Origin of the sequence: Vreelandella rituensis, assembly GCF_003336665.1 — a bacterium.
GTDB classification, from domain to species: domain Bacteria; phylum Pseudomonadota; class Gammaproteobacteria; order Pseudomonadales; family Halomonadaceae; genus Vreelandella; species Vreelandella rituensis.
Genome location: NZ_QPIJ01000072.1, coordinates 1 through 15071 on the forward strand (window position 1 = coordinate 1; position 15071 = coordinate 15071).

At 60.2% G+C, this 15071-nt stretch carries 17 protein-coding genes; 5 read left to right on the forward strand and 12 right to left on the reverse strand.

Annotated elements, in window-relative coordinates; all coding sequences use genetic code 11:
- Positions 1–369 precede the first annotated feature (369 nt).
- Together DU506_RS18975 and DU506_RS22610 are read left to right on the forward strand one after the other, a co-directional pair.
- Positions 370–744, forward strand: a complete 375-nt coding sequence (locus DU506_RS18975; RefSeq protein WP_114488434.1) for a hypothetical protein — start codon at positions 370–372, stop codon at positions 742–744.
- Positions 745–786: 42 nt separating this feature from the next.
- Complete coding sequence (locus tag DU506_RS22610) at positions 787–918, forward strand: hypothetical protein (RefSeq protein ID WP_268877347.1); 132 nt, start codon at positions 787–789, stop codon at positions 916–918.
- A gap of 3 nt (positions 919–921) precedes the next feature.
- Here DU506_RS22610 and paaE read toward each other — a convergent pair whose 3' ends face one another.
- From paaE to paaF, 11 genes are all read right to left on the reverse strand, one after another.
- On the reverse strand, positions 922–2019 hold the full coding sequence (gene paaE, locus DU506_RS18980) for a 1,2-phenylacetyl-CoA epoxidase subunit PaaE (RefSeq protein WP_114488448.1): 1098 nt from the start codon (positions 2017–2019) through the stop codon (positions 922–924).
- Between the two features lie 8 nt (positions 2020–2027).
- On the reverse strand, positions 2028–2567 hold the full coding sequence (paaD, locus tag DU506_RS18985) for a 1,2-phenylacetyl-CoA epoxidase subunit PaaD (RefSeq protein ID WP_114488435.1): 540 nt from the start codon (positions 2565–2567) through the stop codon (positions 2028–2030).
- Positions 2568–2590: 23 nt separating this feature from the next.
- Positions 2591–3355: a 1,2-phenylacetyl-CoA epoxidase subunit PaaC gene (gene paaC, locus DU506_RS18990; RefSeq protein WP_114488436.1), complete on the reverse strand. Its 765-nt coding sequence runs from the start codon at positions 3353–3355 to the stop codon at positions 2591–2593.
- Positions 3356–3374: 19 nt separating this feature from the next.
- On the reverse strand, positions 3375–3662 hold the full coding sequence (gene paaB, locus DU506_RS18995) for a 1,2-phenylacetyl-CoA epoxidase subunit PaaB (protein WP_114488437.1): 288 nt from the start codon (positions 3660–3662) through the stop codon (positions 3375–3377).
- A gap of 12 nt (positions 3663–3674) precedes the next feature.
- Positions 3675–4631, reverse strand: coding sequence for a 1,2-phenylacetyl-CoA epoxidase subunit PaaA (gene paaA, locus DU506_RS19000; RefSeq protein WP_114488438.1), 957 nt, complete (start codon positions 4629–4631; stop codon positions 3675–3677).
- A gap of 178 nt (positions 4632–4809) precedes the next feature.
- Positions 4810–6123 (reverse strand): phenylacetate--CoA ligase PaaK, encoded by a 1314-nt coding sequence (paaK, locus tag DU506_RS19005; protein ID WP_114488439.1) that lies wholly within the window; start codon positions 6121–6123, stop codon positions 4810–4812.
- Between the two features lie 69 nt (positions 6124–6192).
- Positions 6193–7398: a 3-oxoadipyl-CoA thiolase gene (gene pcaF / locus DU506_RS19010; protein ID WP_114488440.1), complete on the reverse strand. Its 1206-nt coding sequence runs from the start codon at positions 7396–7398 to the stop codon at positions 6193–6195.
- Positions 7395–7862, reverse strand: a complete 468-nt coding sequence (gene paaI, locus DU506_RS19015; protein WP_114488441.1) for a hydroxyphenylacetyl-CoA thioesterase PaaI — start codon at positions 7860–7862, stop codon at positions 7395–7397. The genes pcaF and paaI overlap by 4 nt, the downstream gene beginning before the upstream one ends.
- The gene (gene paaH / locus DU506_RS19020) at positions 7855–9414 is read right to left on the reverse strand and encodes a 3-hydroxyacyl-CoA dehydrogenase PaaH (protein ID WP_114488442.1); all 1560 of its coding nucleotides are present in this window, start codon (positions 9412–9414) and stop codon (positions 7855–7857) included. Before paaH ends, paaI begins: the two co-directional genes overlap by 8 nt.
- Before the next feature lies 1 nt (position 9415).
- A complete protein-coding gene (paaG, locus tag DU506_RS19025; protein WP_114488443.1) occupies positions 9416–10207 on the reverse strand; it encodes a 2-(1,2-epoxy-1,2-dihydrophenyl)acetyl-CoA isomerase PaaG in 792 nt (263 codons plus the stop codon).
- Positions 10208–10223: 16 nt separating this feature from the next.
- Positions 10224–10997, reverse strand: a complete 774-nt coding sequence (gene paaF, locus DU506_RS19030; protein WP_114488444.1) for a 2,3-dehydroadipyl-CoA hydratase PaaF — start codon at positions 10995–10997, stop codon at positions 10224–10226.
- A 369-nt stretch (positions 10998–11366) separates the two neighbouring features.
- On the opposite strand from paaF, the gene paaN reads away from it, so the two are divergent.
- From paaN to DU506_RS19045, 3 genes are read left to right on the forward strand one after another with little or no spacing between them, the layout of a single operon-like run.
- Positions 11367–13043 carry a phenylacetic acid degradation protein PaaN gene (paaN, locus tag DU506_RS19035; RefSeq protein WP_114488445.1) on the forward strand — a complete coding sequence of 559 codons (1677 nt, stop codon included), beginning with the start codon at positions 11367–11369 and terminating at the stop codon, positions 13041–13043.
- A gap of 11 nt (positions 13044–13054) precedes the next feature.
- The gene (paaY, locus tag DU506_RS19040) at positions 13055–13669 is read left to right on the forward strand and encodes a phenylacetic acid degradation protein PaaY (RefSeq protein WP_114488446.1); all 615 of its coding nucleotides are present in this window, start codon (positions 13055–13057) and stop codon (positions 13667–13669) included.
- Positions 13669–14454 (forward strand): enoyl-CoA hydratase-related protein, encoded by a 786-nt coding sequence (locus DU506_RS19045; RefSeq protein WP_114488447.1) that lies wholly within the window; start codon positions 13669–13671, stop codon positions 14452–14454. The genes paaY and DU506_RS19045 overlap by 1 nt, the downstream gene beginning before the upstream one ends.
- A gap of 120 nt (positions 14455–14574) precedes the next feature.
- Here DU506_RS19045 and DU506_RS21795 read toward each other — a convergent pair whose 3' ends face one another.
- Positions 14575–14730: a hypothetical protein gene (locus tag DU506_RS21795; RefSeq protein WP_181870826.1), complete on the reverse strand. Its 156-nt coding sequence runs from the start codon at positions 14728–14730 to the stop codon at positions 14575–14577.
- Positions 14731–15071 lie beyond the last annotated feature (341 nt).

The following is a 15071-nucleotide window of genomic DNA, read 5'->3' on the forward strand; positions in this document are numbered from 1 at the left end:
GACGTTAGCACCGGGACGATCTTCCGGGGCGTGACACCCTTCTGGGTGGCCGGTACGCTACGCGCCATTCTGGTACTGGTGTTTCCGGGCATCGTGCTGTTCCTGCCACAACTGCTCTATTAAGCGGTACCTGAGTGATCTCAACGAAAGGGTCGGGCTTATGCTCGGCCCTTTCGTTTTCTGGGAGCATCCAGATAAAGCCTCTTAAAGCGATACAGTTAAAATTAATTTTTTAATTTTTGCGTGTCTTTTTTGACGCTGATTTGATCGAGGTCAAAAACACCTTCATGTCCCTGGTCTACCTTTGGGGAAACACCACATCGTTAGTGCAACCCGTCGGGTTGTCGATAGTTGGCCTCGGGAGGTTATATGGAACGCGTTGAAGACTATATTCAGGGGGAGCGCGTGGTACGTGAACTGCGTCGGCATGCCCCGGAGGCACTCGAGGCGCTGGCAAGCGACCTTGAAGCGCCGCTTAGCCCACCGATGGAGCGTGCCGTGGCCCGGTCGCTGGACGACGAGCGAGTGGCCGATTTTGCGTCCTCGCAAGTGATGATGCCGGTGATGATGAAGGCCTTCGGGGTGAGCGCACAGGAGCTGGCTGAGGCGCAAGAAACCCTGGAGGCTCGCTGTGAGGAATGTACGGTGAAGGGCCGTTGCTGGACCGCCATGCGGGCAGGCGCCGATGCTGACACCGCTCGCGATTTCTGTCCCAACGCGGAGACCTTCATCGTTACACGGTGACGAGAAGAGCGAGTCGACGCCCCAAGGTGATAGCTGATCGATATGCGTCATCAGGTTGTCTTTACGACAGCTGATGCCGTGGGCGTTGGCTTTCTAGTAAAAAAAGAAGAAACGGCTCCCTATAAGAGCCGTTTCTTTCGATATGAAGTAGAAGGAATGGTCGGTGCTGAGTGATCATCAGCGCTGATCGAAATCGAGGGTCACTTCATCGGTAAGGGGGTGAGCTTGGCAGCTCAGCACATAGCCCGCTTCGATTTCGTGTTTCTCGAGTCCATGGGTCACGTCCATATCCACTTCACCCACTACCAGCTTGCACTTGCAGGTGGAGCAAACGCCGGCCTTGCAAGAATAGGGAAGGTCCATGCCGTTGGCCATTCCCGCGTCGAGAATGTTCTCGCCTACCGTCGCCAGGTCGAACATCACCGAGCGGCCATCCGCGACCACGGTTACCTTGCTGGTCTTCTCCTCACCGTATTCCGCGATACGCTGCTGTGCCTTCGCGAGCATCTTCTCGGAATCCGCCGCGGAGTTTGCGAAAAGTTCGTAATGAATCTGCTCGTTGCTCAGGCCTTCGAGACGGAAACCATGCGAGACTTCGGCCATCATGGCTTCAGGGCCGCAGATAAATGCCTCGTCGGTATTCTTGATATCGATCAGGCCGCTTTTTTGCAGCGCATAGCCTTTCTTGTTATCTATTATGCCGTTAAGAAGATCCGCTCCCTGGTCTTCGTAGTCCATTATATTGATCCACTGGAAGCGATCCAGATAACGGTTTTTGACGAAACTTAGCTCATCCTTGAACATGACGGAGTTGGTCCGGCGGTTGCCGTAAATCAGTGTTACTTTGCTCTCAGGCTCGACATCGAGTACCGACTTGATGATCGATAATGTCGGCGTGATACCCGAGCCCGCAGCGATACACATATAATGTTTGGCATTCTCGGGATCGAGCTTGGTATAGAAATTTCCTTGTGGCGGCATGACGTCGATTTCCATGCCACGCTTGAAGTTGTCATTGGCGTAGTTGGAGAACCGTCCATTGTTGACACGCTTGATGCCAACACGCATGTGACCGTCATTGATGCCGGAACAGATAGAGTAGGAACGGCGTACTTCCTCGCCGTCGATCATGGTGCGCAGTGTCAAGAACTGGCCCTGGATGAAGTCGAATTTTTCCTTCAGCTCCTCCGGGACATCCAAGGCCACGCGGATGGCGGTATCTGTCTCCGGCTGGACGTCGGCGATTTTCAACGTATAGAAGTTCGTATCAGACATCACGTAGCCTATATTTTCTTGAAATAATCGAAGGTCTCCTTGCATGCTTGACACTGAAACAGTGCCTTGCAGGCGGTGGAGCCGAATTCGCTGAGGAGTCGTGTATCACGCGAACCGCAGTGAGGGCAAAGCGCATGGGCGTCGGGAGTCAAGCCGTCCTCGGAGGCATCGGCATCTTCCGGCGGGGCGACACCGTAATTGCGTAATTTACGACGTCCCTCCGGTGACATCCATTCAGAGCTCCAGGCCGGTGATAATTGCATTTTCACTTCAAGACTTTCATAGCCCTTGGCGTTCAGCGCGGCCTCGATGTCCTCGGTAATAGTGTCCATCGCCGGGCAGCCGGAATAGGTCGGGGTGATAGTGACGACAATACGATCCCCCTGACGCTCGATGTCGCGCAAAATCCCTAGGTCCCAGATGCTCAGCGCCGGTATTTCAGGGTCCTTGACCTCATCGAGCAGATCCCAGAGTTCCTTCACCTCAGAAGTATCACGCTGTTGTAGCCGGTGGTACTGTTCCTCCGGCATCAATGAGATTTCGCTCATAATCAATCACCCATTAGACTTGGTTACCACTGGCAGCCAGGATAGGAGCGGTGAACAAATTGCATTTCCGTCAGCAAGTGGCCCAGGTTCTCCGTGTGATAACCGATGCGGCCACCGCGTACCGTCCAGCTGTCTTCAGGCACGTTCAGGGTCGCTTCCGTGAGGATGCTGCCGACTTGTCGATGCCAGTCGTCACGCAGCTTGGTGATATCGACGCCAATGCCACTGTCCACTAATAGCCGCTCGGTATCGTCCATCTCGAACATTTCGTGGGTATAACCCCACAGGCTGTCCACCGCGCGTTGCGTGCGTCGATGACTCTCCTCGGTACCATCGCCCAGGCGCAGCACCCAATCGCGGCTACGGCGCAGGTGGTAGCGGGTTTCCTTGATCGCCTTGGCGGCGATGGCCGCCAAGGTATCGTCCTTGGACTTGACGAGTTCCGGTAGCAACAAGCCGTAATAGATATCGATGAACAGCTGGCGAACCTGTGAGTAGGCAAAATCTTCCTTTGGCATCTCCATCAGTAGCAAGTTTCGGTACTGACGGTCGTCGCGCATATAGGCGAAATCGTCCTCGGTACGTCCATCATTGGCTAGTTCCGACGCGTAGCCATAGAACATACGGGCGCGCCCGATGTAGTCCAGTGCCACGTTGGCATAGGCGATATCCTCCTCGAGAAAAGGACCATGACTCACCCATTCGGAGATTCGGTGGCCTAAGACGTTAGCGTCATCACCCAAGCGAATCGCATACTCGAGGGTGGCATCCTTGATGGTGTCGCTCATTACGTTTTCTCCTGAGCAGCTACATGTTGTTGACGGCATCGGGGAGATCGTAATAAGTCGCGTGCCGATAAGGTTTGTCATCGTTGGGATCGAAGAAATTTTCCGCATCGTCCTCTTGAGAGGCGCAGATATCGGCTGACTTCACCACCCAGATGCTCACTCCTTCGCTGCGTCGGGTATAGACATCCCGGGCATACTCCAGCGCCTGGGCGTGGTCCTCGGAATGTAGGCTGCCTACATGCTTATGATCGAGTCCACGCTTGGAGCGGATAAAGACTTCAAAGAGTTCCAGAGCATTGTCTTGCATGGCGATGCCTCCTTAGGCGGCTTCAGCTTTATTAGCCTGCTTTTTGGCATTGTAGGCAGCCAGGGCTTCACGCACCCAGGCGCCTTCTTCATGGGCCTTGATGTGATGCTCCAGGCGCTGGCGATTGCAGTGACCGTTACCCGCAATCACATTATGGAATTCTTCCCAATCGATCTCGCCGCTATCGTAGTGCCCGCGCTCCTCGTTCCACTTGAGTTCCTTGTCTGGGTGTTCGAGCCCCAGGAATTCAATCTGTGACGCGGTCTGGTCGATGAACTTCTGGCGTAGATCATCGTTAGTCTCGCGCTTGATTTTCCACTCCATGGATTTTGCGGAATGGGCGGATTCGGAGTCGTGGGGACCGAACATCATCAGCGCCGGCCAGTAGAAGCGGTTCAAGGAATCCTGAGCCATGGCTTTCTGTGCCGGCGTGCCGTTGACCAGGGACAACATGATGTCGTAGCCCTGACGCTGGTGGAAACTCTCTTCCTTACAGATACGAATCATGCCGCGCGAGTAGGGGCCATAGGAAGTGCGCTGCAGGGATACCTGGTTGACGATTGCCGCACCATCGACCAGCCAGCCAATCGCACCCATGTCGCCCCAGGTCAGAGCGGGATAATTGAAAATGGAAGCGTACTTGGCCTGGCCGCTCTGCAGTGCCTCGATCATCTCCTCACGGGTAATCCCCAGGGTCTCCGCGGCGCTGTAAAGATACAGCCCGTGACCAGCCTCGTCCTGGATCTTGGATAACAGGATTGCCTTGCGGCGCAAGGAAGGCGCGCGAGTCAGGAAGTTACCTTCCGGCTGCATGCCAATGACTTCCGAGTGTGCATGTTGTGAAATCTGGCGAATCAGGTTCTTGCGATACTTTTCGGGCATCCAATCCTTGGGCTCGATCTTCTCTTCCGCCTTGATCTTGTGCATGAACTGCTGTTCTTGAAGCGAGATATTTTGTTCAGAAGACATCGCTATACTCTCCAGTAAGGGGTTGAGCCTGTACTGCCTATGCTATTTGGCTCAGCATAGCAGACTGACTCTAAAAGCGACACGAAAAAATAGAATATCCATTAAATTCTGTATCGCCAGTCACAATGCTAATATACGTTTTAGCCCGTGAAAGTTTTTCAGGCTGGGTGGCTGACCATCAGCGCAGATCCTTGACACGCTTGGCCTTGCCAAGCGAGCGCATGACGCTTTCCACCTCGCAGACTTCGATCTGGGTGCTGATGCCGATATAGGTCTTGATCGCATGCTGGAGTTGTTTGGCGGCCTGTTCGCAGGCCACCGGGTCGCGGGCGACGTCCTGGTGACCTGCCTCGACGCGCACCAGCACCATGTCCATATTGCCCTGGCGGCTGACTTCGATCTCGTAATGCGGCGAGAGCGACGCGATCTTGAGCAGCTGCTCTTCGATCTGGGTGGGGAACACATTGACCCCGCGGATGATCAGCATGTCGTCGCTGCGACCGGTGATCTTGTCGATGCGCCGCATGGGTCGCGCGGTGCCCGGCAGCAAGCGGGTCAGATCGCGGGTGCGGTAGCGAATCACCGGCAGGCCTTCCTTGGTCAGGGTGGTGAACACCAGCTCGCCGTATTCGCCGTCCGGCAGCACCTCGCCGCTGACCGGGTCGATGATCTCGGGATAGAAATGGTCTTCCCAGATGGTCGGGCCGTCCTTGGTTTCCAGGCACTCCATGCCGACACCGGGCCCCATGACTTCCGACAGGCCATAGATATCCAGCGCATCGATACCCAGGCGATTCTCGAGGGCGGTACGCATGCTGTCGGTCCAGGGCTCGGCGCCGAAGATGCCGGTACGCAGCGGCAACGTGCGTGGGTCGATGCCTTGACGCTCCATTTCGTCAGCGATGTTGAGCATGTAGGAGGGAGTGACCATGATGATGTCCGGCTCGAAATCACGGATCAGCTGGACCTGTTTCTCGGTCTGGCCGCCGGACATGGGAATCACCGCGCAGCCCAGGCGCTCGGCACCGTAATGGGCGCCCAGCCCGCCGGTGAACAGACCGTAGCCATACGCCACATGGACCTTGTCGTTGCGACTGCCGCCGGCGGCACGGATCGAGCGCGCCACCACATCGGACCACACATCGATGTCGTTCTGGGTGTAACCGACCACGGTGGGTTGCCCGGTGGTACCGCTGGACGCATGTATGCGCACGATCTCGCTCATCGGCGTGGCGAACATGCCGAAGGGGTAGTTGGCGCGCAGGTCGGCCTTGGTGGTGAACGGCAGTTTGGCGAGATCCGCAAGCGACTGGATATCGTCAGGATGCACCCCCGCCTTGTCGAAGGACTGGCGGTAGAACGGCACGTTTTCGTAGGCGTGCTTCAGGCTCCACTTCAGGCGCTTGACCTGAGTGGCGCGCAGCTCGTCGACGCTGGCGGTTTCCAGAGGGTCGAGAGTCGCGGTGTCGATACGCGTTGCGGGCTTATTCATCAGGGGTCTCCGGTCAAGCAAGTTGTTATTGGATTAACGTCTATATGAGTCAAGGTCCAAGAAATGGGCTTACTGGCGCTCGATGATCAGGGCAATGCCCTGGCCGACACCGATACACATGGTGCACAGCGCAAAGCGCCCTTGGCGACGTTCGAGTTCATGCAGGGCGGTGGTGACCAGCCGAGCGCCGCTCATGCCCAGCGGGTGGCCCAGGGCGATGGCGCCGCCATTGGGGTTGACGTGTTCGGCATCGTCGTCAAGGCCCAGGTCGCGCATGACCGCCAAGGCCTGAGCGGCGAAGGCTTCATTGAGTTCGATGACGTCCATCTGGTCGAGGGTCAGCCCGGTCTGGGCGAGCACCTTGCGGGTGGCCGGCGAGGGGCCGAACCCCATGATGCGCGGCTCCACCCCGGCGGTGGCCATGCCCACCACACGAGCGCGGGCCTTGAGGCCGAAGCGCTCGGCCTGCTCGGGAGACGCTATCAACAGCGCACAGGCGCCATCGTTGACGCCCGAGGCATTGCCCGCCGTGACGCTGCCGCCTTCGCGAAAGGGCGTGGGCAGCTTGGCGAGTTGCTCGGCGGTGGTGGCAGCGCGCGGGTGTTCATCGGTATCCACCACCAGGGGGGCCTGCTTGCGCCGGGGTATTTCGACCGCAACGATTTCCTCGGCCAGACGGCCGGCCTGCATGGCGGCGGCGGTGCGCTGCTGGCTGCGCAGCGCGAAGGCGTCCTGATCTCCCCGGGAAATGCCGAACTGCTCGGCCACGTTCTCGGCGGTTTCGGGCATCGAATCCACCCCGAATTGGGCTTTCATGGCGCGATTGATGAAGCGCCAGCCGATGGTAGTGTCGAAGATGTCGGCCTGACGCGAGAAGGCTTGTTCGGCCTTGCCCATCACGAAGGGCGCACGTGACATCGACTCCACACCCCCGGCGATCATCAGCCCGGCTTCGCCGGTCTTGATAGTGCGGGCGGCATTGCCTATCGCATCCATGCCGGAACCGCACAGACGGTTGATGGTGGTGCCGGGCACCTCGACCGGAAGCCCGGCGAGCAGGGCGGACATGCGCGCCACATTACGGTTGTCTTCCCCGGCCTGGTTGGCGCAGCCGTAAAAGATATCGTCGATCAGCGACCAGTCGACGCTCGGGTTGCGCTCCATCAGGGTGCGCATGGGAACGGCCCCCAGATCATCGGCGCGCATGCTCGAAAGCGCGCCGCCGTAGCGACCGACCGGGGTACGAATGGCATCGATTATCAGCGCGTCTTTCATGGGGTATCTCCAGCGGCGGTGTCTTCCAGGCGGCGTACGCTGCCGCGAATCTTGTAGGAACGTCCACGGAACAGGGCAACGGTGTCACCGTGTTGATTGCGCAAGGTGATGTCGTAGATGCCGGTGCGTCCGCGGCGGCTGCGTTCTTCGGCGGTGGCGGTGAGTACATCGCCCAGTTGGCCGGGGCCGAGGTAGTCGATACTGCAGCCGGCGGCCACCGTGGCTTCATCATAGCTGTTGCAGGCAAACGCGAAGGTGGAGTCGGCCAGGGCGAACAGAAAGCCGCCATGGCAGTTGCCGTGGCCCTGCACCATGTCCTGGCGCACGGTCATGGTCAGTTCGGCGTAGCCGGGTGCCATATGCGTGATGCGCATGCCCAGCCCCTGGCTGGCATGGTCGCGGGAAAACATCGACTCGGCACAGGCTTCGGCCAGCTGTTGCGGGGTCAGTTGGGACTCACTCATGGAAACTTTCCTCGCTCAGGGCTTTGCGACGCAGCAGGAAAGAGCTGCGATAGCGCTCCTCGCCGTAGCTCTGCTGCAGGTGCGTGAGGGTGCGGTGAACGAAAGGCAGACCCAGCGAATCCGCCCAGGCCAGGGGGCCGCGGGGGTAGTTGACCCCGGCTTGCATGGCCAGGTCGCCATCCTCGGCGCTGCATACGCCCTGCAAGACGGCGTCGGCGGCTTCATTGGCGAGCATGGCCACGGTGCGCAGAACCACCAGCCCCGGGGTGTCGGTCAGCCAGACCACGTCCATGCCCAGGCGCTGGAAGAAGGCGGTGGCAAGCTCGCGGGCCTCGGGGGAGGTGGCGTGGCTGGCGGAAATCGCGATGGCGCCGGCGCTGCGGTAGTCCAGACACAAGTCGAACAGCACCAGCGCTTCGAGCCCTTCGTTGACCGCGCGTTCGGCGGCGCAACGCCCGTCGCTGAGGGCCAGCACCAGATCGCCCAGCCGCAAGCGGGGCGTGCCGTCCGGCTGCAGCGATTCCCGGCGAACCACCTCGAGCCCGGCTTCCTGGACGCGCGCCAGCAGCGGAGCGATTACCCCGGGCTCGCCCTGTACCACCAGCGGGGGTAGTTCGGCCTGGGCCGGTGTCGCAAAATCGGGTTGGGGTTTGGCGGCGCCTTTGTGCTGCCCTTCACGCTGCCCTTCACGATAGTCGAAGAAGCCTTGACCGGACTTGCGCCCCAGGCGTCCGGCCTCGACCAGCGCCTGTTGCACCAGGGAAGGCTCGAAACGGGTATCGCCGTAGTAGGCATCGAACACCGAACGGGTCACGGCGTAATTGACGTCATGACCGATCAGGTCCATCAGCTCGAAAGGTCCCATGCGAAACCCGCCGGCCTGACGCAGCAGTGCATCCAGGGTGGCGGCGTCGCTGGCGCCTTCCTGCAACAGGCGCAGCCCTTCGGCATAGAAAGGCCGGGCCACGCGGTTGACGATGAAGCCCGGGGTGGAGCTGGCATGCACCGCGACTTTGCCCCAGGCAGTGGCGGTGGCGTAAAGGGTCTCGGCGGTTTCAATGGTGGTCGCCAGGCCGGACACCACTTCGACCAGCTTCATCACCGGCGCGGGGTTGAAGAAGTGCAGACCCGCCAGGCGCTCGGGGCGTTCGAGGTTCGCCGCAATCGAGGTGATCGACAGCGAGGATGTATTGCTGGCGAGCAAGGTGTCGGGCGAGCACAGCGCTTCGAGCTGGGCGAACACCTGACGCTTGACCTCGAGATTCTCGACGATAGCTTCGATGATCAAGCGGCTGTCGGCCAAGGCGTCGATGGCGTCGGCGGGCTGCAGGCGAGCGACGATGCCATCCACTTCCTCCTGGCGCATCTTGCCCTTGGCCACACGCTTTTCCAGCTGGCGACGAATGTTGTCGATACCGGCACTTGCCGCACCCGGCTGATTGTCGTGCAGGACCACCGAATGGCCGGCCTGGGCGGCCACTTGCGCGATACCGGCACCCATGGCGCCGGCACCGATCACGCCAATGACGGCAGTCGTGGGAAGGGCTGACATATCACTCTCCCTTGAAGGTGGGGCGACGCTTTTCGATAAAGGCGCTGACGCCTTCGCGGTAATCCTCGGAGCGCCCGGCAAGGCGCTGCAGGTCGCGTTCCAGGTCGAGCTGTTCGTCGAAGCTGTTGTCGCTGCTGGCGTGCAGGGCGCGCTTGATCAACGCCAGGCCGCGCGTGGGTTGGGTCGCCAGGTGACGCGCCATGTTCATGGCTTCTTCCTGAAGCGCCTCGTCGTCGACGCAGCGCCAGATCATGCCCCATTGTTCGGCTTTCTCGGCGGGGAGCTTGTCGCCCAGCATCGCCAGGCCCTTGGCGCGCGCCATGCCTACCAGATGGGGCAGGGTCCAGGTGCCGCCGGAATCCGGAATCAAGCCGATCTTGCAGAAGGCCTGAATGAAGCTTGCCGAGCGAGCCGCCAGCACGATGTCGCAGGCCAGGGCGATATTGGCACCGGCACCGGCCGCCACGCCGTTCACCGCGCAGATGGTGGGGAACGGCATGTCCTTGAGGGCGCGCAGCAGGGGGTTGTAGCGTTTCTCCAGCGACTCGCCGAGGTCGGGGGCTTGCTCGCCGGGGGCCACGCTACGGTCGGAAAGGTCCTGACCGGCGCAGAAGCCGCGGCCGCTGCCGGTCAGCAGCAGTGCTCGGACACTGGGATCCTGACGCACGGCCTTGAGCGTCTTGCGCATCTCGGCGTGCATCTCGGTATTGAAGCTGTTCAGGCTTTCGGGGCGGTTCAACGTGATGCGGGCGACGCCGTCTTCCACGGTGTACAGCAGGGGCGCTTGGCTCATGGGGTATATCCTTGTGTCAGTGCCCTTGAAAAGTGGCAGGTCGTTTTTCCTGGAAGGCGCGAATGCCCTCTTCGCGGTCGGCGGTGCCCGCCAGCAATGTAAATGCATGGCGCTCGAAGCGCAGGCCGGTGGCCAGGTCGGTATCCATCGCCTTGTGCAGTGACTCCCGCGCCAGACGCACCGCCAGCGGTGCCTTGGCGGCGATGCGCGTGGCGATGGCCATGGCGCGCTCGAGCGTCAGTTCGGGTTGGGTGATTTCGCTGATCAAGCCGGCTTCAAGCGCCCGGCGAGCGGTAATCGGCTCGCCGGTCAGCACCATCTGGGTGGCCAGTGACTTGCCTACCGCTCTAAGCAGTCGCTGGGTGCCGCCGGCGCCGGGCATGATGCCCAAGTTGATTTCCGGCTGGCCGAACAGGGCGCTTTCCCCGGCGATGATGATGTCGGCATGCATGGCCAGCTCGCAGCCACCGCCCAAGGCATAGCCGTTAACGGCGGCAATGATCGGTTTGCGAAAACGCGTGATGGTGGCCCAGTGGTGCTGGCGAGGATCTTCCAGCATGCCGACCAAGTCGCGCTCGGCCATTTCCTTGATATCGGCACCGGCGGCGAACGCCCGGGCATCGCCGGTGATCACCACGGCGCGCACGGTGTCGTCATTGTCGGCGTCGCTCAGGGTGTCGGCGAGTTCGGCGAGCAGCTGTGTATTGAGCGCATTCAATGCGTCAGGGCGATTCAGCCTGATGCATAGAACGCCATCCAGGGGAGGGCTGATTATTAGAGTAGTGGGCATTTTTTCCTCAGTTCGGCCTGTGGGACACAGGATGGACTATCCGTCGAGTATAGGTTTTTTTTGATACGCATCAACATTGATAATTAATGATTAGTGTATCGTATTTCCTTTATGCATGAGGTTTATGCTCTATTAACAGTAGCTTGCATGCTTTTTCCGGAACGTCAGGCCGAAGTTAGACCATAGTATGAAAAGCGGTGGCGAGGGGTGTGCGGGTGAGAGAAAGGCACGGCCCCCGGGGCTCGTTGGCGATGGCGCGGCGTTTTTCAGGCTGGATGTGCCGGGCAAGGCGTTTGATGTTTTGTTACGGGAAAGATAATCTCTATCTTGATACCGTATCAAAACAATGCGTAAACGCAGGAGTGCCCCATGACGCAATCAGCGCAGCAGATGTTCGACCGTCACCGTCAGACCCTTGATCAAGCCGTCGAGGCTATTTCCAGCCGTGATTTCTGGACGCCCTATCCGGAAAACATGAAGAAATATCCCGAGGATGCGGTTAAAGGTGCGCCGTCCAAGTTCGAGTCTCTCCTCAATCAGCCGTTTACGCTCAAGGCGGTGGAAAGCACTCGGCAAGTGGGCAGCGAAGTGTCGCCCTATGGCTTTGACCTCGGCATCACTTACGACCAGCCGGACTCCGAGGCGCTGATTGCGGCCATGCAGAAGGCAATGCCCGCCTGGCGCGATGCCGGTGCCGAGGCGCGTGTCGGTGTCTGCCTGGAAATCCTGGCGCGTCTCAATGCCATGAGCCCGGATATCGCCCAGGCGGTGATGCACACCAGCGGCCAGGGGCCGATGATGGCGTTTCAGGCCGGTGGACCGCACGCCCAGGATCGCGGCCTGGAAGCCGTGACCTATGCTTGGCAGGCGATGGCACAGATTCCCGCGACCGCCAAATGGGTCAAGCCCCAGGGCAAGCATGACCCTCTGGTGCTCGACAAGCGCTATCACATCGTGCCGCGGGGTATCTCGCTGGTGGTGGCCTGTTCCACCTTCCCCACCTGGAACACCTACCCGGGGCTGTTCGCCAGCCTGGCCACCGGCAACCCGGTGATTCTCAAGCCGCACCCCGGCGCCATCCTGCCGGTGGCGATGACCGCACGCGTCGCTCAGGAAGTGCTCGAGGAAGCGGGCTTCGACCCCTGTCTGGTCAGCCTGGTACCCGACAGCGCCGATGCGCCGGTGACCAAGACGCTGGCGCTTGACCCTGCGGTCAAGTTGATCGACTTCACCGGCTCCAACGCCTTCGGTGACTGGCTGATACAGAACGCCACCCAGGCCCAGGTATTCGCCGAGAAAGCCGGTATCAACAGCGTGATCATCGACAGCGTGGATAACCTCAAGGCGGTCACCATGAACCTTGCCTTCTCGCTGAGCCTTTATTCCGGACAGATGTGCACCACCAGCCAGGCAATCTATGTGCCCAAGGGCGGCATTGAAACGGCCGAGGGTCACCTGAGCTTCGATGAGGTCACCGCAGCGCTTTCCAAGGCAATCGACAAGTTCCTCAGCGACAACGACCGTGCCTGTGCCGTGCTGGGCGCCATCCAGTCGCCGGCGACCGAAGCGCGTATCGATGAATGTCGCGGCTTGGGCGAAATTCTGCTGGACAGCGAGCCGCGCGAACACGCTCAGTTCCCCAAGGCGCGCATCCATACGCCGCTGCTGCTCAAGGTGGATGCCGAGCAGAAGGCTGCCTACAGTGAAGAACGTTTCGGCCCGATCAGCTTTGTGATCGCCACCGAAGATACCGCGCACAGCATTGCCCTGGCGCGTGAAGTGATTCTGGAAAAGGGCGCGATAACCCTGGGTGCCTACACCACCGACGACAATGTGGCCGAGCAGTTCGAAGAGCTGGCCATGGACGTGGCGGCGCCGCTGTCGCTGAACATGGACGGCGGTGTGTTCGTCAACCAGTCGGCCGCTTTCAGTGACTTCCACGCCACCGGCGGCAACCCGGCGGCCAATGCGTCCTTATGCGATCAGGCCTTTGTCGCCAGCCGCTTCGTGGTGGTGCAAAGCCGTCGTCACGGCCAACCCGACTGACGGAGAGCGTTATGCCGTACTATCGACTCGAAGGGGTGACGCCGGTGGTGCACCCGACTGCTTATGTGCATCCCACGGCGGTGTTGATCGGTGATGTGATTGTCGGCCCCGGTTGCTATGTCGGTCCCGGCGCGGTGATGCGTGGCGATTTCGGCCGTCTGGTGCTGGAAGAAGGCTCCAACCTTCAGGATACCTGCGTGATGCACGGCTTTCCCGGCTGTGTTACCAAGGTCGAGAAGGATGGGCATATCGGCCATGGCGCGGTATTGCATGGCTGCGTGATCGGGCGTGACGCCATGGTCGGCATGAACGCCGTGGTGATGGACGGCGCCAGGATCGCCGAGCGCTCGATTGTCGCGGCGGCGGCGTTCGTCAAGGCCGGTTTCGAGTGTGCGCCCCAGTCGCTGGTGATGGGCGCTCCCGCCAAGGTCAAGCGCGAACTGAGCGATGAGGAATTTGCCTGGAAGCAGCAGGGCACCCAGGAGTACCAGCGCCTGGTAACCCGCTGTCGTGACAGTCTGGAGCCTTGCGAACCACTCACCGAGCTGGATGCCGACCGGCCTCAGCTGGAAGCCGGCGATACGGCGCCGAAGCAGCAGCTTGGCACCAAAGGGGGCGGGTCCTGATGAGTTATGAACTGATCGAAGTCTCGACGCAGGAGGCGGTGGGCATCATCCGCCTCGACCGACCCAAGGCGTATAACGCCCTGTGCAATGCGCTGGTGGCCGAGCTGGGTCAGGCGCTGGACGTCTTCGAGGCGGACGAGGCGATAGGGGCGATCGTGCTCACCGGGGGCGAGAAGGTCTTCGCCGCCGGGGCCGACATCGGCGAAATGCTCGATCGCGAGCATGCCGACCTGTTTCTCGACGACTTTCCCTACGTCAAGTCGCACGGCTGGGAGCGGCTGAACAATTGCCGTAAACCGACCATTGCGGCGGTCTCGGGTTTTGCCCTTGGCGGTGGCTGTGAAATGGCCATGGCCTGCGACATCATCCTGGCCAGCGACACGGCGAAATTCGGCCAGCCGGAAGTCAAGATCGGCACCATGCCGGGAGCCGGGGGTACGCAGCGCCTGGTGCGCGCCATCGGCAAGGCCAAGGCCATGGAATTGTGTCTGACCGGCCGCATGATGGACGCCGAAGAGGCGGAGCAGGCGGGGCTGGTGTGTCGGGTCGTCCCGGTGGACGCCCTGATGGAGGAAGCCCTGACCATGGCCGCCACCATCGCGTCTCACTCTCGCCCGGTGGTCATGCAGATACGTGAAGCCGTGGAGCAAGCCTTCGAGACCGGCTTGCAGGCGGGGTTATTGTTCGAGCGCCGCGCCTTTCAGGCGACGTTCAACCTTGCAGATCGTAAGGAAGGCATGAGCGCCTTTGCCGAAAAGCGCAAGCCGGTGTTTCGTCACCGCTGATGGTCGTTCGTGACGGTCTTTAGAGACCAGCAAAAAAGCATAAACGATGAAGACGGCGGGGTCCAAACCCGCCGTCTTGCTTCTTCCTCACAGGGGAGCCAGTCTGGCTAACGAGTTGAATTACCGCCACCAAACATCCTGTATATGCTCTGGATCGCTGTAGTCTACGATGCTCGTCTGGCTGGGCATCTCGCTGGTTCTCGGCCCCGTCTGGCTGGCGCAGCCGGCCATCAACAGGAAAGACAAGATCACGATGGCTAATGTCTTGATATTCATATGACACCTCTCTTCGCAAGGGGAAAATAGCCCACTATGGTGATCGCTACCCTTGATGTCCCGTGCCTGATAGGTGCAGGGCGTCCGTAACGAGTCCATATGGAACACAGGAGTTAGTCGGCTCGCCGCGCGGAAGCTTACAGCCCATCTCCTCCCCTTTTTCTCGATTATCCAATAACCATCTATCAGCCCTCGCAGCAGACCATGATGTCGGTACCGTTCTAGGAGACTGTCGGATTTTAGATAACGTCATGAGATACTTGCCTCCTGCCACCCCACCGGAACGACGCCATGAGCCGCTTCATCCCCGTTGATCGCCAGACCGACTATCTTCTGCCGCC